The organism is Rhizobium sp. NZLR10 (assembly GCF_019685125.1).
GTDB lineage: Bacteria > Pseudomonadota > Alphaproteobacteria > Rhizobiales > Rhizobiaceae > Rhizobium.
Genome location: NZ_JABDWE010000001.1, coordinates 122,019 through 139,341, shown reverse-complemented (window position 1 = coordinate 139,341; position 17,323 = coordinate 122,019). Strand labels below are relative to the sequence as shown.

General features: G+C 59.4%; 15 protein-coding genes and 3 pseudogenes. 12 read left to right on the top strand and 6 right to left on the bottom strand.

Annotated elements, in window-relative coordinates; genetic code table 11:
- Positions 1-111: 111 nt before the first annotated feature.
- The 6 genes and pseudogenes from HJB82_RS31960 to HJB82_RS00585 all read left to right on the top strand — a co-directional run.
- Positions 112-504: an FCD domain-containing protein gene (locus tag HJB82_RS31960; protein ID WP_405048954.1), complete on the top strand. Its 393-nt coding sequence runs from the start codon at positions 112-114 to the stop codon at positions 502-504.
- Positions 505-508: 4 nt separating this feature from the next.
- The gene (locus tag HJB82_RS00605) at positions 509-1,294 is read left to right on the top strand and encodes a transporter substrate-binding domain-containing protein (protein ID WP_221139407.1); all 786 of its coding nucleotides are present in this window, start codon (positions 509-511) and stop codon (positions 1,292-1,294) included.
- A gap of 80 nt (positions 1,295-1,374) precedes the next feature.
- Positions 1,375-2,046, top strand: a complete 672-nt coding sequence (locus HJB82_RS00600) for an amino acid ABC transporter permease (RefSeq protein ID WP_221131335.1) — start codon at positions 1,375-1,377, stop codon at positions 2,044-2,046.
- Complete coding sequence (locus HJB82_RS00595; RefSeq protein ID WP_221139406.1) at positions 2,043-2,702, top strand: amino acid ABC transporter permease; 660 nt, start codon at positions 2,043-2,045, stop codon at positions 2,700-2,702. Before HJB82_RS00600 ends, HJB82_RS00595 begins: the two co-directional genes overlap by 4 nt.
- Positions 2,680-3,405, top strand: coding sequence for an amino acid ABC transporter ATP-binding protein (locus HJB82_RS00590; RefSeq protein WP_207585073.1), 726 nt, complete (start codon positions 2,680-2,682; stop codon positions 3,403-3,405). Before HJB82_RS00595 ends, HJB82_RS00590 begins: the two co-directional genes overlap by 23 nt.
- Positions 3,406-3,879: 474 nt before the next feature.
- Positions 3,880-4,206, top strand: a pseudogene (locus tag HJB82_RS00585) (alpha/beta hydrolase); the annotation flags it as partial.
- Positions 4,207-4,272: 66 nt separating this feature from the next.
- On the opposite strand, the gene HJB82_RS00580 reads toward HJB82_RS00585, so the two are convergent.
- Positions 4,273-5,382 carry a substrate-binding domain-containing protein gene (locus HJB82_RS00580; RefSeq protein WP_207585075.1) on the bottom strand — a complete coding sequence of 370 codons (1,110 nt, stop codon included), beginning with the start codon at positions 5,380-5,382 and terminating at the stop codon, positions 4,273-4,275.
- A gap of 325 nt (positions 5,383-5,707) precedes the next feature.
- Here HJB82_RS00580 and HJB82_RS00575 point away from each other — a divergent pair, with 325 nt between their 5' ends.
- From HJB82_RS00575 to HJB82_RS00565, 3 genes are all read left to right on the top strand, one after another.
- The gene (locus HJB82_RS00575) at positions 5,708-6,670 is read left to right on the top strand and encodes a sugar-binding protein (RefSeq protein WP_207585076.1); all 963 of its coding nucleotides are present in this window, start codon (positions 5,708-5,710) and stop codon (positions 6,668-6,670) included.
- An 81-nt stretch (positions 6,671-6,751) separates the two neighbouring features.
- The gene (locus tag HJB82_RS00570) at positions 6,752-8,293 is read left to right on the top strand and encodes a sugar ABC transporter ATP-binding protein (RefSeq protein WP_221139405.1); all 1,542 of its coding nucleotides are present in this window, start codon (positions 6,752-6,754) and stop codon (positions 8,291-8,293) included.
- 42 nt (positions 8,294-8,335) lie between these two features.
- On the top strand, positions 8,336-9,361 hold the full coding sequence (locus HJB82_RS00565; protein ID WP_207585078.1) for an ABC transporter permease: 1,026 nt from the start codon (positions 8,336-8,338) through the stop codon (positions 9,359-9,361).
- Between the two features lie 314 nt (positions 9,362-9,675).
- Here the strand turns inward: HJB82_RS00565 and HJB82_RS00560 are convergent.
- Positions 9,676-9,840 (bottom strand): annotated as a pseudogene (locus tag HJB82_RS00560) (fumarylacetoacetate hydrolase family protein); the annotation flags it as partial.
- Positions 9,840-10,982, bottom strand: a complete 1,143-nt coding sequence (locus tag HJB82_RS00555; RefSeq protein WP_221139404.1) for an AraC family transcriptional regulator — start codon at positions 10,980-10,982, stop codon at positions 9,840-9,842. The gene HJB82_RS00555 and the pseudogene HJB82_RS00560, both read right to left, overlap by 1 nt.
- Positions 10,983-11,649: 667 nt before the next feature.
- Between HJB82_RS00555 and HJB82_RS00550 the strand changes: the two genes are divergently transcribed.
- Positions 11,650-11,850 (top strand): hypothetical protein, encoded by a 201-nt coding sequence (locus HJB82_RS00550; protein WP_207585080.1) that lies wholly within the window; start codon positions 11,650-11,652, stop codon positions 11,848-11,850.
- A 259-nt stretch (positions 11,851-12,109) separates the two neighbouring features.
- A pseudogene (locus tag HJB82_RS31445) lies at positions 12,110-12,347 on the top strand (Curdlan synthase); the annotation flags it as partial.
- Positions 12,348-12,581: 234 nt separating this feature from the next.
- On the opposite strand, the gene HJB82_RS00545 reads toward HJB82_RS31445, so the two are convergent.
- Positions 12,582-13,172, bottom strand: coding sequence for a TetR/AcrR family transcriptional regulator (locus tag HJB82_RS00545; protein WP_221116838.1), 591 nt, complete (start codon positions 13,170-13,172; stop codon positions 12,582-12,584).
- 102 nt (positions 13,173-13,274) lie between these two features.
- On the opposite strand from HJB82_RS00545, the gene HJB82_RS00540 reads away from it, so the two are divergent.
- Entirely contained in the window at positions 13,275-14,345 is a 1,071-nt protein-coding gene (locus tag HJB82_RS00540; protein ID WP_207585082.1) for a trans-acting enoyl reductase family protein, read from the top strand.
- 193 nt (positions 14,346-14,538) lie between these two features.
- Here the strand turns inward: HJB82_RS00540 and HJB82_RS00535 are convergent, their stop codons facing one another.
- Entirely contained in the window at positions 14,539-15,582 is a 1,044-nt protein-coding gene (locus HJB82_RS00535; RefSeq protein ID WP_207585083.1) for an ABC transporter ATP-binding protein, read from the bottom strand.
- Between the two features lie 20 nt (positions 15,583-15,602).
- Positions 15,603-17,321 (bottom strand): GH32 C-terminal domain-containing protein, encoded by a 1,719-nt coding sequence (locus tag HJB82_RS00530; RefSeq protein ID WP_221139403.1) that lies wholly within the window; start codon positions 17,319-17,321, stop codon positions 15,603-15,605.
- Between the last annotated feature and the right edge of the window lie 2 nt (positions 17,322-17,323).

The window sequence follows — 17,323 nt, the reverse complement described above, 5'->3', positions numbered from 1 at the left end:
TCTATGAGGCACGGCGTGTCGTCGAGGCTGGATCGCTGCGCGGCATGCGCGTGCTGACAGATGACGGACGCAAGGCTCTTGCCGCAACATTTGAACGAGGAAAAAAGCGCAATGGCTGCCGCCGATCGCCAGCGCTTGACCTATTTGATGGGCGATTTCCACATCCGCATCGCCGAATTGAGCGGGAACGCCATCATCGTCGATATCCTTCGCGATCTAACGGCGAGGACGATCCTCATTTCGATGCTCTATCAGTCTGAATTTCACGCAGCGCAATCTCATGACGGGCATTGCCGTATCTTCGAGGCCATGCAGGCGGGCGATTTCTTCAGAGCTGCGGCGCTTTCTGTCGAACATCTTGATGAAGTGGAAATGGGCCTCGACCTCACCACGCGCCCGGACCCGCTCTCGGAACTGCGCAGCTCCCTCTCACTCCCTCCCAAGACCGTGTCCTCCTCTCCTCCATCGTTAAACTTCAAAACCACAACTCCAAAGGAGCAATGAACACATGCTGACAAGACGAGCACTCATCGGAATCGCGACCCTGGCGGCAAGCTTCGGCTTCAGCTCGCCGTCTCACGCCGATACTCTCTCCGACATCATGGCACGCGGTACGCTGCGCGTCGCTGTGCCGCAGGATTTTCCGCCCTTCGGCAGTGTCGGCACCGATATGGCGCCGATGGGCTATGACATCGATATGGCCAATCTCATTGCCGAAAAGCTGGGCGTCAAAGCCGAGCTCGTGCCGGTCACCAGCGCCAACCGCGTTCCCTATCTGCAGACGAACAAAGTCGACTTGGTCATTTCCAGCCTCGGAAAAAATGCGGAGCGTGAAAAGGTGATCGATTTCTCTGTCGCCTACGCCCCCTTTTTCAACGGCGTTTTCGCGCCGGCCGATCTTTCGGTCGCCAAGGCGGAAGATCTCGCCGGCAAGAGCATCGGCGTTACGCGCGGCGCCGTGGAGGACTTGGAGCTGACGAAGATCGCGCCGGCCGACGCGACGATCAAGCGTTACGAGGACAATAACGGCACTATCTCGGCCTTCCTGTCCGGCCAGGTTGACACTGTCGCTACCGGCAACGTGGTGGCTGCTGCGATCCTCGCCAAAAATCCCCTCAAGCGCCCCGAGCTGAAGTTCCTCATCAAGAACTCGCCCTGCTACATCGGTCTCAACAAGGAGCAGACGGCTCTTCTGGAGAAGGTAAACGGCATTATTGCTGCCGCCAAAGCCGATGGCGCGCTGAACACCATATCGCAGAAGTGGCTCGGCACCGATCTCCCGTCGGATCTGTAAGGAAACCGGTTTCACGGACGTCATCCCGCACTGGCTGGCGGGATGACATCCGCTCCGTCACCGCAAGAGGGGAGAATTTCTTGAGCTACCATTTCGAATTCGGCTGGCTGCTTCAATATTACCCTGAGATCATCAAGGGCATACTGATCACCTTGGAGCTTATCGCGGTCGGCGGAGTGCTCGGCATTTCGCTCGGCATCTTCTGCGCCTGGGTGCGCGCACTCGGCCCGATCTGGCTGAAGCCTGCCATTGCCACCTATGTCGAACTGATCCGCAACACGCCGTTCCTGATCCAGCTGTTTTTCATCTTCTTCGGGTTGCCATCGCTCGGCTTCCGGCTTTCCGAACTGACGGCCGCCAACCTCGCGATGGTCGTCAACCTCGGCGCCTATAGCTGCGAGATTATCCGCGCCGGCATCCAGGCAACCCCGAAGGGTCAGTTCGAAGCAGGCGAAAGCCTTGCCATGACGCGCTTCGAAACTTTCCGCTATGTCGTTCTCGTGCCGTCACTGCAGCGCATCTGGCCGGCGCTGTCGTCGCAAGTCGTCATCGTCATGCTCGGCTCATCGGTCGTGTCGCAGATCGCTGCCGAGGATCTGACCTTTGCCGCGAACTTCATACAATCGCGAACCTTCCGCGCCTTCGAGGCCTACATCGTCTCGACAACCATCTATCTGATGCTGGCAATCCTGCTCCGGCAGGTGCTGGGGATCGTCGGCGGCTTTATTTTCCCGCCGAGAGAAGCACGATGATCGAGTTCACATTCTGGGATATCCTGCGCAACCTGTTGCTCGCCACTCGCTGGACGATCCTGCTTTCGCTCGTCTCGTTCGTCGGCGGCGGTGCGGTCGGACTGGGATTGCTGTTCCTGCGCATCGGCAAGCGCAAGGCATTCAAGGTGCTCGCGAAATATTACATCGAACTTTTCCAGGGCACCCCGCTGCTGATGCAGCTCTTCATCGCTTTTTTCGGTCTCTGCCTTTTCGGCATCGATGTGCCGGCCTGGCTTGCTGCTGGGCTGGCGCTCACCCTGTGGAGCGCCGCCTTCCTCGCCGAAATCTGGCGAGGCTGCGTTGAAGCGGTCGCCGGGGGGCAATGGGAAGCCTCAGCCAGCCTTGGCATGGGCCGGCTGCAGCAGATGCGTTACGTCATCCTCCCGCAGGCGTTGAGGGTCGCCATACCGCCCACGGTCGGCTTCTCCGTGCAAATCGTCAAGGGAACAGCGCTGACCTCGATCATCGGCTTCGTCGAATTGTCGAAAGCGGGCACGGTGGTCACCAATGCGACCTTCCAACCCTTCATCGTCTACGGGCTCGTCGCCCTTATCTACTTTGCCCTTTGCTGGCCTTTGTCAAAAAGCAGCCAGATCCTGGAAAGGAAGCTTAATGTCGCTCATCGAAATCACTGAAGTCCGAAAGAGCTTCGGAACCACAGAAGTGCTGAAAGGCATCAATCTCGATGTGGAGGTGGGCGAAGTCATCGCCATTATCGGCAAAAGCGGTTCGGGCAAATCGACCCTGCTTCGCTGCATCAACGGCCTGGAGACCATCACCGACGGCTCCATCTCCGTGGCCGGTGCGCAACTCATCGGTGACGAGATGCATCTCAAGGCGCTGCGCCTTAAGGTCGGCATGATCTTTCAGCAGTTCAACCTCTTTCCCCACCTGACCGTTGGCGGCAACGTCATGCTGTCTCAGACCGTGGTCAAGAGGACTTCAAAGCCCGATGCCGAAGCCATCGCCCGCAAGATGCTGGAGCGCGTGGGGCTGGCCCACAGGTTCGACGCCTATCCCGATGAGCTCTCGGGTGGTCAGCAGCAGCGCGTCGCCATCGCCCGCGCGCTCGCCATGCAGCCGAGCGCGCTTCTTTGCGACGAGATCACCTCGGCGCTGGATCCGGAGCTGGTTGCCGAAGTTCTGGCCGTCGTGCGCGAGCTTGCCGCTGAGGGAATGACGCTGCTGATGGTAACGCACGAGATGAAGTTTGCCCGCGACGTCTGCAGCCGCGTCGTCTTCATGCATCAGGGCCGGGTCCACGAAGTCGGCGTCCCGGAGGAAGTCTTCGCCAATCCACAGACTGCAGAACTGAAACAGTTTCTTGGCGTCAGCTAAGACGCAGTGACAACAGCCACCGTGGTGGACGCGCATTTCGCGTGCTGCGTTTGTGCCTCGATTACTCGTTCGGTGCGAACACCCTTACTGTTCCAGCTGCCGCCAACCCGATATAGGCGCCTTGCCCGCATCCCATATCGGCGAGCGATGCCGCCCGAGTTTCTCGGCAATGATTTCAATTGATGCCGGCCATGCGCTGCCGAGCGATCTTGCAGCGTTTATCCAGGTTGACGTGAGAGTAGGTGAGGTTCATTGCGCTTTCCTTGCGGGTGATAAATCATTACCCGTCGCAAGTCAGGCTTCATCCTTGACCCCACCCTTCAAAAGCAACCAATGAATCGCACATCAATTTTGCTCCTCCTATCCTCTCGTGCAAACATCAGAAAACCTTCTCATGACTAATCCTGTCAGCGTCTATTCATTGCCCGGAACGGGCTTTTTCGATCTGGCTCCGGCTGCGGGCGGCGAGCCTTATCGCATATTCCTGTCCATGAGGCGCAGCGTCAACTCATCCCGGGAAATTCCGCCTTCCTGCATTTGTCCGCCGGAGAATACGAAGGCGATGAACTGGCACCCTTTCAGTATCGGAACGAAGATGCCGCCATACGCCTGGAGAAGAGGAAGATGGAGCGGACGATCCTCCTGGCGCAGGAGATGGCGGAGCGATTAAATAGCACGGCCGACGGGTTGCGTGCCGAATTCGAGCTTTACGCCGGTGAGACCCACATGTCCGTTCTTGCGACCGCCGTGAAACGTGCGGTCAGCATCGCGTTCGCGGTCGGAGGATCGACCGACAGGTGAGGTTCTTTGCAAGGGTTTCGTCGGTGATCTGTTCCCGGCCACCGCTGCCGGCCTTCGGTCCGGCGCCTATGGCGAGGTATGTACGCCATCGAGCATCTGCCGCGCCTCGGCCCTTGGCGCGGCGACGGAATGACGCTTGACGAGCGAGCATTCGAGCTTGGCAATCGGATAGCGTTTGCCGGGCATGGTTTCCGGGTTGAGATGTTCGATCGCCCATTGCCCCATGGCAAGATGTGGAAGGACCGAAGTCGTCAGCGGGGGGACGAGATGCCGTGAAATTTCCTCGTCGTCATAACCCACCACCGACATGTCCTGGGGAATGCGAAGCCCTGCATCCTTGAGCGCTTCATAACACCCGATGGCGGTGCGGTCGTTCTGACAGAAGATCGCGGTCGGCGGCTCTTTCAGAGCAAGCAGCTTCATCGTGGAGGCATAGCCGGCACCGGCCGACCAGTCGCCTTCGATGACCAATTCCGGATCGAAGGGGATATCGGCGGTCGAAAGCGCGCGCCGATATCCGGTCAGGCGGTCCTGTGCAGCCTGCATCCAGATTTCACCGGTGATCGTCGCGATGCGATGGTGCCCGTGCGTGATCAGATGCCGGGTGGAGCTCTGCCCTCCGGCGATCTCGCTCGGCACCACCGCCGGAAAGGCATGGTCCGCCGTATAACAATTCAGCAGGACCGTCGGGATGTTGAGCTTGCTGACGTAAGAAGGAAGCTCTACCTGGCGGGTATAGATCGTCATATAGATGAGCGCCGAAATGCCTCCGCTCGTCAACGCCTTGATGGCTTTCGGCTCCATGACGGGATCACTGAGTGTCTGGGTTACCAACAGGACATTGCCGGCGTTCCATGAGGCTTGCCGCGCGCCTTCGATCGCAACGATCGCTTCCGGGCTGGTGGCGAGTTGATCCACCGCGAAACCGATCACATTGTCCAGCCCCGAATAAGAGGCTTTCGTCGTATAAGTCGTTCCCGTGTAGCCAAGTGCGCGCGCCGCCTCCCATACGCGGTCGCGGGTCTGCTGTGAGATACGGGTGCCGGGTGTATCGTTGAGAACGAAGGACACGGCCGCCTGCGAGCAGCCGGCGGCGGCGGCGATATCCATCATCGTCACGCGGGCAGGCTTGTCCGCGGCGGGCTTATTGCTCTTTTGGGTCGTGGGTTGTCGCATTCGCGGAAAACTGTCTTTGCCTGGATTTGCCGTTTTGGTAATTACTATTAGCATCCATCTGAAAGCGCTGGCAATTGCATCAATTGCTGCAACGCCGCCAGTTAATGGTAATTTCCAGTACAAAATCGCGTCCGTGTCGACGCACGATGAAATGTTTTGATCTGGATTGATAATACTATTTACTAATTAAAATTCTTCTATACCGTCACGGAGCGATCGGAACCAATGCCACTCGTCGCTTTGCGGCGGCCCTGGGAGGGGGCGCATCCGGCCGGCCGTAAGTCGAAAACGGGCCCATGCACTGCGGCCCCTCGGGAGGTGTATTATGAAACAGCTGAAACGCAATGCAGCCTTGTTCTTCGCCGGGTTGATGCTGAGCGCGGCCCCGATTGCCGTATCCCATGCCGCCGACAAACCGACGCTTGCATTCGTCGTCAACGGAGCGTCCGACTTCTGGAAAGCCGCAGAGGCCGGTGTGAAGAAGGCGCAGGCCGAAATGCCGGACTATCAGATGGAGCTGAAATACCCTGAGCAGGCATCGGTTGCCGTTCAGCAACGCCTGATGGAAGACTTGGTCAGTGCCGGCGTCAAGGGTGTCATGGTCTCCGCGGTCGATCCCAAGACCCAGACGGAGGGCTTGAGCAAGATCGGCTCGCAGACGGCTCTCTTCACGACCGATAGTGACGCGCCGCAGACCAACCGCGTCGCCTATATCGGCTCATCCAATGTCGACGCCGGGATGCAGGCCGCCGAAATCGCCAAGAAGGCGATGCCGGACGGCGGCAAGTGCATCGGCTTCGTCGGCCTGCTCGGCGCCGATAATGCCAAGGAACGTATCCAGGGCATGAAAGACGGCCTGAAGGGCACGAAAATCGAGCTGACAGATGTACGCGGCGACGATATCGACCAGACGCGTGCAAAGAAGAACGTCGAGGATGCGCTGGTGGCGAGCCCCGACGTCACCTGCATGGTCGGCTTCTATTCCTACAATACGCCGCGCATCTATGAGGCGCTGCGCGACGCCGGCAAACTCGGCCAGATCACCGTCGTTGGCTTTGATGACGATCCGATCACACTGGGCGGCGTCAAGGAAGGCACGATCGCAGCAACCGTCGTGCAGCAGCCATTCGAGTGGGCCTATCAGGGTATGAAGCTGATGGCCGCCTACCTCAAGGGCGACAAATCCGGCGTTCCCAGCAACGGCTTGATCATCATCCCGACGGTGGTCATCGGCAAGGATGACGTTGACAAGTATGCCGCCAGCCTGAAGGCTATGTCTGGAAAATAGCCCTCCTTCGCGGCGGCGGCACTCGCCGCTGCCGCGATAGACGTCTTATGCCGACACAGCATTAGCTGCCATGGACAGGCGATGAACCATAGCTCCGACATCACGTCACCGGACCCGCTTGCAACGCCGTTCCTCTCGCTTTCCGGCGTTGGCAAGACCTATCCGGGCGTCGTGGCGCTTGAGGGCCTGTCGCTCGACATCATGCCGGGAGAGGTCATCGGCCTCGTCGGCGAGAACGGGGCTGGAAAATCGACGCTGATGAAAATCCTTGGCGGCGTGATCGCACCCGACCGAGGCACGATCCTGCTCGACGGTGCGGAGCTTCGTTCTCTGACGGTGGAATCGAGCATCTCATCCGGCATTGCCTTCGTGCACCAAGAACTCAATCTCTTTGAAAATCTCGACGTTGCCGCCAACATCTTCCTGGGTCGCGAACCGCTGAAGGCGGGACCTTTCAAGCTCGTCGATCGCGATCGGCTGCGCGACATGGTGAAGCCGCTCTTGAAACGCGTCGGGGCTCATTTTTCCGCCGACACACCGGTGGCGTCGCTTTCCCTTGCCGAGCAGCAGATGGTGGAAATCGCCAAGGCGCTGTCGATCAACGCCAGGCTGGTCATCTTCGACGAACCCACTTCCAGCCTGCCGCTGGCCGAAACCGAGCGGCTTCTGAGCATTATCAAATCGCTGAAAGCCGACGGAATCAGCGTCATTTTCATCTCGCATCGCCTCCACGAGGTAGAGCGCGTCGCAGACCGGGTCGTCGTCCTGCGGGACGGTACGCTTGTGGGCACGCTCGCCAGGAAGGACATTGGCCACGACCAGATGGTCAAGCTGATGATCGGCCGGGTGCTTGCGGCCCGGACCGCAAAACCGCAGCGCTCGCCCGGCTCGGTTGCGCTGAAGGCAAGCGGCGTGCGCACTGAAGCCTATCCCGGCCGTCCCGTTGATCTGGAGATCAGGTATGGGGAAATCATGGGGCTTGCAGGCCTCGTCGGGTCGGGCCGCACCGAGCTTGCAAGGGTATTCTTCGGCATCGACCGGAGCTACGGCGGAACCATCCTGCAGGACGGCCGGGAAATTTCGGTCCGTTCTGCCCGTGACGCCGTCGCTCGCGGCATCTTCCTGGTGCCGGAGGATCGCAAGCGCAACGGCATTCTTCTCGATTTCCCGATCGCCCAGAACATAACCCTTTCCGATCTTCCCAGGCTTTCCAGCCGCTTCATGCTTTCTGCTGAACGGGAGACGGCGGCGGCCGAAAAGCAGCGGGTTCGCCTCGGGATCAAGGCGCCATCCGTTTCGACGCGAACCGGCACTCTGTCCGGCGGCAACCAGCAAAAGGTCGTGCTTGCCAAATGGTTGTCGATGAGCCCGAGGGTGATGATCTTCGACGAGCCGACGCGCGGCATCGATATCGGCGCGAAGAACGAGATCTACGGCCTGATGCGAGCGCTAGCCGATGCCGGAGTGGCGATCCTGATGATCTCCAGCGACATGGAAGAGGTGATCGGCGTTTCCGACCGCATCGCCGTCATGCAGGAGGGCCAGATCGCCGGCATATTGGAAGAGGACGCATTCAGCCAGGAAAACGTCCTTTTGCTTGCGGTCGGCAAAAGGGTAAAATAGCGGCTGCGGCAATACAAATAGGTATCGGGGAATGGATCTCGAATGATCAAGAAAGATCTCGGACTGCTGCTGTTGATCGTCGTCGTCGGCATTGTCGTCGCCGTCATCAATCCGCGCTTCCTGCTGCCGATCAACCTGGCCAACACCGCCAACCTGATCGGCCTGTTCGGCATTCTGTCGATCGGTCAGGCCTTTGTCATCATTACCGGCGGCATCGAGCTTTCCGTGGGCTCACTCGTCGCTCTTCTCGGTGTGCTGTTCGTCGATTTCATCGCCGTCCAGGATATGTCGTGGATGCTGGCGCTGCCGCTCATTCTCGTGCTTGGCGCAGTCGTTGGTGCCGTCCACGGCTGGTTGATCACCCGGCTCAACCTGCAACCCTTCGTCGTCACCCTCTGCGGCCTGCTGATTTATCGTGGGGCAGCGCGCTTCTATACGGCCGACGGAACGGCGGGCTTTGCTTTTGGCCAAAATTTTCCGGACCTCGAATTCCTGACCGCCGGACGGTTCTACGGTGTTCCCAATACCTTCACTGCCCTCGTGATCATTGCCGTGGTCATGTGGATCATGCTGCATCGCTCCGTCTTCGGGCGTTATCTCTACGCGATCGGGAAGAATGAGGAGGCGGCCCGCTATTCCGGTATTCGGACCAGCCGCATGATCATGTCGGCATATGTCATCTGCGGGCTGCTGACGGCGCTTTCGGCGATTTATTTCGCCATGTACACGCGCTCGATCTCGCCGGCGAGCCATGGCCAGTTCTACGAACTCTACGCGATTGCCGCGGCCGTGCTCGGCGGCTTCTCGCTCCGCGGCGGCGAGGGATCGATCGTCGGCGTCGTGCTGGGTACAGTCCTGCTCCAGGAGTTGCAGAACCTCGTCAATCTGCTCGGCATCCCGTCGTCTCTGAATTTCGCCGTCATGGGCGGCGTGATCCTCATCGGCGTCCTGATCGACCAACAATGGCACGCCATCCGCGCAAAACGCCGCGTCGTCTCTGCCGCCCGGCAGACCGAAACCCGTCATTCGAGCGAAGGCAGTTTGCCGGTGGCTGCCAATCAGGATTAGGTCATCCGCTGCAGATCACGCTCGCTCATCGCTATCAATCCCTTCTGCAATCTCCGCCGTCATCAAAACGGGCAGAGTGTGGCATTCCAACTTTGCAGAAACAGGACATTCTAACTTTGCGGCTACAAATAATGTCAAAGCTGATAGAGATGCGACGCCGCCAGCCAGTTAGAGATGCGACACTGGCACTGTTGATCAGCCCCCGATCCGACCGGCTGGGCCGGGTTGCAAGGGAGGAGCGGGCGGGTGAGGGAATTGCCTCTTCGGCTTCAGCTTTGAGACTGTGAATGCCAGTTCATTCGGCTGCCTCCCTACGAGCCAATGCCGCCTGGCGTGCCGCTGACAATGACATCGCCCGACTCCAGGCGCGTGAAACTGGAGCAATATTCGATCTGCCGTGCGATATCGAAAATCATCTGACCGAGGTGAATCCTCGGGTGGATCTCAGACTGAGTTGAGGAAAGCTTAGCCCACCGCATCAACGTGCGAGCGTTAGCCAATCGCCGATCGTTGTCCCAAAACGTTGCATGGAACGTGTTGTGGGGATGGCGGGGCGCTCAGTTGCTATGGTCTTTCTCACTTCACGCGGGCTGAGCCCGAATTCATGGCTGAACGCGCGCGTGAAATTGGCTGCAACGTCGAAGCCGGCGGCCTGGGCAATCTCCGAGATCGGCCTGTTGTCGGTCGGGTTGGTAAGATCCGCATATGCCTGCAGCAATCGACGTTTGCGAATGTAGTTGAAGACGCCCCCGCTCGTTTCGAACAATTGGTAGAGCCGCGTCCGCGAGATGCCCAGCGCACGGCACATGACGTCAGGCGTCAAGCTATCTGAAAGAAGATTGAGGTGAATATAGCGATGCGCCCGCTCCATCAGGCCCATATTGTTCTGTTCCTGACCGCGATCCAAACTTGCGGACGATGCAGCGCATGCAACGACCATATCGCCGATCGTCCGTATGATCCGCGGCACCTCCTCCACCGTCAAATTGCCCAGGTTCGCCTCCAGGCCGTTGATATAGCTGACGAGCAATTCGGCGAGGCTACCGGAGGGGGCGATGTTGTTGGCGCTCTGCAGAAGAGGCGTATCACGGGTCAACAGTTCATAGGGCAAGAAGACGAGCACAGCGGCTGAATCGGTCATCCGCCCGCGGTATGGGTAACCAAGAGACCTGAAAAATATCTCACCCGGGCCGGTCTCCGTTACATGCCGATTGGCCTCGGTCCAGGCCCGGCCGCTGCGAAGTACGCCGACGTTCCAGTGATCGATTGGGCTCGATCGCAGCATGGCCTGATCGCGAACATAGCTGCATGCCTGCGTCCGCTGCTGGACGATGAGGATATCGCCGAGATGCCAGCCGGTCTGTTCCGCGAGAAAACCGTCGTCCTCTGGTTGTCCGTCCGGCAGATGAACATCCATAAGCGGCGCCATATGTGATCGCCAGGACTGGAATTGTTCTTTCGGCGGCAGGTCTCGCGTCGAAAATCGCAAGGGCACCAATGCAGGCGGAACGTCCACCCGATGTTCTTTCTGCGAGGACGGTTCGCGCGGCCAGCGCCGCCGCTCGAGGTGGGCCGGCCATTCCTGTCCAGCAGCGGGGTCATCTCCAGACTCCGTAACCATCCAATTCCTCCAGCGCATAAGCCGATCCGGGCTGTTGAAACTGAGGCAAAAAATCGTTTTCGCGGCTGAAACGTCCGCGCAGCCCATCCGACAAAACCGAATCGACTGAAGTCCTACGTGCATAAGCTACTTATCATATTCCTTTACGAGCAGAAATGGACGGACCGATAATTTTCGGGATGCGGCGATAACGACAATTGCGTCCTGTTCCTGTATCTAAATGAGCAAGGGTTAGTTCCGAAGGACGTTCGGAAAGCCCAAATACTCACTTGCCAGTGCAATGCAGTTTCAAAGCACTCTCAACGTGAAACGACACTAATTCACAACAAAATATGCAAGCAGAGGAGGATAGGTCGTGAACTATCGGGGCAATATTCGTGCGCGCTTTGCGCGAGCATCGGCTTACGACAGGAATTCTTCTCCGCATAACCCTCAGGCGCCGGGAAAAATTCCTATCGCCAATAGTGCGGGTTTCCTCTGCTCACCTTCGTGCGAGACGCTCCTGATGCCGGAAATCGGCAAATAAGGACGCGAAGGGGTTGCGCGCAGGCCGAGGCCGTCTGTGTCGATGCGTAATGAGGCCGAGGCTTGCACGCAACCCTTACCATATCCACCCATTGGCGAATTTTGTAACGCTGCCCATTTCTATGGCAGATCGGAGGCTAAGATGACCACCGCATGTGATGAGAAACATATCGAATTGAAGCCGATTTCGAGCTGCAGACGAGAGGTCGAAGTCGCGATGGTGGAAATGCTCGTCACTTTGCAGAAACGTGGATGGTCGGCTGCGGAATTGGCATTGGAGCTCGCAGATGCCTCCGAAGATCTCGTCATGCTGATCGCGACCAAAAGGGTTCGACCGCATTAGAACCGGATGATTTTAGACCGACCCAGCCTAAAATCTGAATCCTGTTCTAGATTAAAGAGTTAGAGCATGATGTCATGAGAAAACCGCTCACACTTTTCGGCATCATGCTCTAGAAAAAAGATCGCGTGGAATTATGCTGTTTCTGACTGAATGAGATGGCAGCACTGTCAGGCGCGGCGCAGTGATTTCCCACTCCATCATCACCCATACGTCAGTCGCCGCGCCGGAGATGGCTTGACCATATTGGTCAAAGCGGGAGAAACTCCCCGGCTTCGCCCCGTTCAAAGCGGAGCTCGGACAGGTCACTCAGCGACGAAGGAGCGTAAGTCGCAGCGGCGACAAAGCAAGCCTATTACCTGCACCTGTATTTCGAACTCAGCGGCGCTGCTCGCGACAGCATGATTGTCAAACTCTACACCGGTCAATATTCGCGGGATATTCGCGACATCGACAAGGTTGCCGTCTCTCTTAATCTGTTGTTGCGGTCATTCGGGTGAACGCGCACCTTGTAGCCCGGCTCATGCGAGGGTTCGTCGCGTCTTTGACGAAGTTGGCCCCGCTTGATCGCCTTGAAGGGATCCGAACCGGCGGCCAAAAGCGCCGACAGTAGATGTTGCGGTACAAATTTTGGCTGTGCCGCACGTCGACGAATGTCGGGAACTCTCGATCCCGATGCGTGGCCAGTTCCTATTGACCCATTTCCCAATTCTGGGAAATGTGCCTCCAGTGAATCAATTGCGGCCAGCGGCGATCAGGGCGTGCGCGGCATCGCGGAGCAAACCCGTCGCCTCGCCGGGTTCGAAGACCTGCATGCTGACAAAAGCGCCGTTGATCAGCACCGCGAGTTGCCCGGCAAGCCGGTCGGGTGCAGCAACCGCCAGTCTCCCGGCGATGGCCATCAAGCGCCGCCGCATTTCATGCATATGGGCTTCGGCGACTTTGCGGGCGGGGTGACCGGCTTCCGGGAACTCGGCCGCCGTGTTGATCTGCGGGCAGCCCCGGTAATTATCCCGCCCGACCCTTTCGCCGATCCACTCGAAATGGGCGTCGAGTTCGGCTAAGGCGTCATCCGCATGCCGCTCGGTTACCCTATCCCAGGTGTTCCAGAAATCCAGGTCCTCGCGCTTCAGGAAGGCCGCGATCAAATCGTCCTTTGTGCCGAAATGGCGGTAAAGGCTGGTTTTGGCGACACCTGATTTTTCCACCACCAGATCGACGCCCACGGCGCGTACACCGCGCCGGTAGAAGAGTTCCGATGCAGTCTCGAGAATTCTATCCCGTACCTCATTCACGGCCGGGGCGTTCGCTGTGTTTTTCGTCATTCGCTCATCTCCAATTCAGCCACACTAGCAGAAAGCGGATTGACACGCTACAGACCTGTATGTTTTATAGCTACAGACAGGTCGGTAGCGCAGGAGAGAGCAATGACCATTCATCAAACCGACAACACTGGAACACTCCACGCCGTGGTGGCAGTCCTTGGAGCGAACGGCCATACCGGCCGGTTTGTCGTCGCCGAACTGTTGCGGCGCGGGCTGACGCCGATTGCGATCGGACGGAGTGCCAGACGATTGGCAGAGGCGGGCTTTCCGGAACGCGGCGTCGAATGCCGCGAAGCAGCGATAGAGGATGACGAGGCGCTGGACAGCGCGTTCGCAGGAGCGGCGGCGGTCATCAACTGCGCCGGCCCGTTCATGGACACGGCCGACGCGGTCGTGCGTGCCGCGCTCCGGGCCGGCATCCATTATCTCGACGTAACGGCTGAACAGCCGAGCGTACAGGCCACATTCGACCGGCATGAGGTTGCGGCCCGGGAAGCGGGCGTAGCCGTCATCCCGGCCATGGGATTTTACGGCGGATTGGCAGACCTGCTGGTGGCAGCCCTGATGGACGAATGGCTGCATGCCGACACTGTCGAAATCCGGGTTGCGCTCGACAGCTGGCTGCCCACGAAAGGCACGCGCGTGACCGGGGAGAAGAACACCGCGCAGCGCCTGGCCGTCAGCGGCGGGCAGCTTGGACCCGTGCATCAGCCGCCGGCCGAGAAGGTATCCGTTTTACCGGCCCCGTTCGGCCAGCAGACATTCGTCGAGCTTCCATTTTCGGAAGTGCCGCTGATCGCCCGCCACGTCCGGACGAAGGAGTTGCACACCTTTCTCAGCACGACAGCCCTGCGGGATGTTCGGGATCCATCGACGCCCCCGCCCCAGGCCATCGATGAAACCGGACGTTCGGCGCAGCGCTTCGCCGTTGAGGTGATCGTCACGCAAGGCGACCTGCGCCGCCGGATTCTCGCCCAGGGACAGGACATCTATGCCGTCACGGCGCCGATCATCTGCGAAGCGGTCCAGCGTATCTTGTCCGGTGATATCCGCGATACCGGCGCAAAGCCGCCGGCTGCCATTTTCCATGCCGCGAGTTTCCTGGGCGCTCTCGGCCCCAATCTGTCGGTTGAGACATCAGAAACCTCAGATTTTCAGAAGGGCCATCCATAAACGGCGTGAGGGACCGCAAGTCTCCAGCGTAATCACGGAGCCCGTTGCTGCACAAATCCTGCGGAGCCACCCGCTTTGATCTTCCCGAACGATCTATGGAAGAAGTCCCTCGCAAAAGTTGGGCATTTTGCGAGGGACCTCTGCGACACTCACAATCGGCACGCCGCCCAAAGCGACCCACAGGGCATTCATCTTAATTTAGGCGATTGCCGCCTGTTCCAAACAAATGCACCTTCGACAGGTCAGGGGCGATCGAGATTTGTTGTCCCGGCTTGAAGTCGACCCGTTCACGCAGAAGCAGCGTGATATCGGCACTTCCAAGCCTAGCGTTGATGTGGGTTTCCGATCCGGTCGGCTCGACGACGACGATGGTGGCCGGCACGCCGTCCTCGCGGATCGCCATATGCTCCGGGCGGATGCCATAGGTGACGGCGTCCGCCTCTTGCCGGCCGGGCGGCAGAGGCAGGCTGGTTCCGCCCAAAACGAAGCTGCCGTTCCTGACTTCACCTTCGAACAGGTTCATCGCGGGCGAGCCGATGAAAGAGGCGACGAAGGTGTTTGCCGGACGGTCGAAGAGCTCGAGCGGCTTGCCGATCTGCTCCACGCGGCCGCTGCGCATCACGACGATTTTGTCGGCCATGGTCATGGCTTCGACTTGATCATGGGTGACATAGACGGTGGTGGTCTTCAGTCGCTGGTGAAGCTCCTTGATTTCCGCCCGCATCGTCACACGCAGCTTGGCGTCGAGGTTCGAGAGCGGCTCGTCGAAGAGAAAGACCTGCGGGTGACGGACGATCGCGCGGCCCATGGCGACGCGCTGGCGCTGGCCGCCCGACAGCTGTTTGGGCAATCTGTCGAGGAGAGGTCCGAGCGCCAGGATGTCAGCCGCCTCCTTCACCTGCTTTTCGATCGTCGACTTGTTCTGGCCCTGGAGCTTCAGAGCGAAGCCCATATTCTCCGCGACGGTCATGTGCGGGTAGAGCGCGTAGCTCTGGAACACCATAGCAATATCCCGCTCTTTCGGCGCCACGTCGTTCACGACCCGGCCGCCGATGCGGATTTCGCCGTCGCTGATCTCCTCCAGCCCTGCTAGCATTCTGAGCAGGGTAGACTTGCCGCAGCCAGAGGGACCGACGAGCGTGACGAATTCGCCGTCCTCGATATCGACGGAGACGCCGTGGATCACCGGAACGGCGCCATAATGCTTGCGGGCTTCGTCTATCGTAACCGATGCCATGTCGTTTTATCCTCCAGCGATTAAAGACCGAGCTGCCAGATTTCAGCGGCGATTATATTTCCCTCGGATGCGGTCAGACGCGCAGCACTTACCCCCTTGACGCCGGGCAGCCGCTTGGTTCCCGTCCAGCGGCCATCGTCGGCGAAGACCTCGATCGAGCCTGCATCGAGGAAGATCCGGATGGTCGATGGGCCTGCGCCGGCGGCGATATAGCGGGGCGATGCCTTGGCATTCGCCACCGAGAAGGGAATGCTCAGCCCGGCCTCATCCAACTGAACCGCGACCGTCGCCTCGGAATGTTCGAGATCGAGGCGGAACGCATTGCCGGCTTGCCTGAGAGTGAGAAGGATTTCGACGGAGCCGTTGGCAAGATCGACGGTCCGGCCATCGAGAAAACCTCCGGCATCCAGTCGCCGTTGCCGCAGGCTTTCGACACCTGACACCGGCGGCGTGATCAGCGCCCCACTTTGCAATGCCAGCCGGCGCGGCAGGGTCATCGCCGTCGGCATGTCGATCTCTCTGGAAATATCCGTCCAGTTCGCAAGCCACGCGATGCCGATCGGGTCGCCCTCGTCGACGAAGGCCTGGAACGCGTAGGCGTCGGTGCCGAAGTCCAGTTCCTGTTCGAATTCCATTGAGAACCGTTGGCCATCGAAACGGCCGACAGTCGCAAGCGTCATGTTGCGCCGGCCCGTTGCCGGGTCGCGGCTGGTGAGCAGACCGAAGATCAGGGCCCAGCGCGTCGTCGGATCATTGGCGGGACCATCGAGCGGCACCATGCAGGGGCACTCCGCCGCCGTCATCCCGAAGCGGTTCTCACGGTGAAGCATGCCGAGGAAGTTCCATCCCGTCGCCGCAGCCGGGTCATCGGTTTGGTAGAGCAGGATAACGCCGCCCTCGCGGTCTCGCGTGCCGAGCAACATCTTCCATTGGCCGTCGGGCCCGAGGAAGACATAGGGATCGCGGAAGTCGGTCGTCAGACCGAGCCCGGCGGGACGCGCCGGCAGGATCAGGCTCGCCGGCTCGACATTGACAAGATCGCGGCTGGTGGCCGTGAACTGAACCTGTTCCTCCGGTTCCCGATCCTTCATATGCTCGGTGAAGAAAATGCGAAGGCCGGCTTCATCGCCGGGAAGAGCGATCGCGGAGCCGGAAAATGCCCCGCCCCGCCCGTCGGCCCGCGCAGCGAGTTCATCCGAAGGGAAAAGAAAGATCGGCAGATGCTTCCAGCGAAGATAGTCCTCCGAGACCGCATGACCCCAATGCATGTTGTTCCACCGAAGGCTGTGGGGATAGTGCTGGTAGAAGAGGTGCAGCTTGCCGCCGAACCTTCCAAACCCGTTGGGATCGTTCATCCAGCCGAAAGGCGGGCGGAAGTGATAGCTGCCGGGGACCTCGGGTGTGGCATTGGCAGGGCTGATATGCAGCAGCCGGACGCCTTCTTCGAGAACGTGGGGCTGAAGGAAGGCATAGAGGACCGAGACGTCGGTCGTCATGGGATCGTAGGAGAAAGCAGCCTCTCCGCCTCTTTCCAGCGTTAGCAGCCGAAACTCAAACTCATGCGGATTTGAAGTTTCGACAGCACAGGCCGGATTCCCATCGACATGTGCCGTCAACCTTCCCGGAGCGTCGCCATGCGACGCCCTGATCCAGGCATGAATCGTGGACCCTGCGGGCAGGAAGGCGCTGATCGTCTCCAGCTCCGCTTCATCGGACGGAGAAGTCGCTTGGCTTGTCATCA

Excerpts from the sequence above, each read along its gene's own strand:
- HJB82_RS00570 (WP_221139405.1), top strand. The coding sequence starts at position 6,752 with ATGAACCATAGCTCCGACATCACGTCACCGGACCCGCTTGCAACGCCG.
- HJB82_RS00565 (WP_207585078.1), top strand. The coding sequence starts at position 8,336 with ATGATCAAGAAAGATCTCGGACTGCTGCTGTTGATCGTCGTCGTCGGC.
- HJB82_RS31960 (WP_405048954.1), top strand. The coding sequence starts at position 112 with ATGGCTGCCGCCGATCGCCAGCGCTTGACCTATTTGATGGGCGATTTC.
- HJB82_RS00575 (WP_207585076.1), top strand. The coding sequence starts at position 5,708 with ATGAAACAGCTGAAACGCAATGCAGCCTTGTTCTTCGCCGGGTTGATG.
- HJB82_RS00580 (WP_207585075.1), bottom strand. The coding sequence starts at position 5,382 with ATGCGACAACCCACGACCCAAAAGAGCAATAAGCCCGCCGCGGACAAG.
- HJB82_RS00590 (WP_207585073.1), top strand. The coding sequence starts at position 2,680 with ATGTCGCTCATCGAAATCACTGAAGTCCGAAAGAGCTTCGGAACCACA.
- HJB82_RS00540 (WP_207585082.1), top strand. The coding sequence starts at position 13,275 with ATGACCATTCATCAAACCGACAACACTGGAACACTCCACGCCGTGGTG.
- HJB82_RS00545 (WP_221116838.1), bottom strand. The coding sequence starts at position 13,172 with ATGACGAAAAACACAGCGAACGCCCCGGCCGTGAATGAGGTACGGGAT.
- HJB82_RS00555 (WP_221139404.1), bottom strand. The coding sequence starts at position 10,982 with ATGGTTACGGAGTCTGGAGATGACCCCGCTGCTGGACAGGAATGGCCG.
- HJB82_RS00550 (WP_207585080.1), top strand. The coding sequence starts at position 11,650 with ATGACCACCGCATGTGATGAGAAACATATCGAATTGAAGCCGATTTCG.
- HJB82_RS00530 (WP_221139403.1), bottom strand. The coding sequence starts at position 17,321 with ATGACAAGCCAAGCGACTTCTCCGTCCGATGAAGCGGAGCTGGAGACG.
- HJB82_RS00605 (WP_221139407.1), top strand. The coding sequence starts at position 509 with ATGCTGACAAGACGAGCACTCATCGGAATCGCGACCCTGGCGGCAAGC.
- HJB82_RS00535 (WP_207585083.1), bottom strand. The coding sequence starts at position 15,582 with ATGGCATCGGTTACGATAGACGAAGCCCGCAAGCATTATGGCGCCGTT.
- HJB82_RS00595 (WP_221139406.1), top strand. The coding sequence starts at position 2,043 with ATGATCGAGTTCACATTCTGGGATATCCTGCGCAACCTGTTGCTCGCC.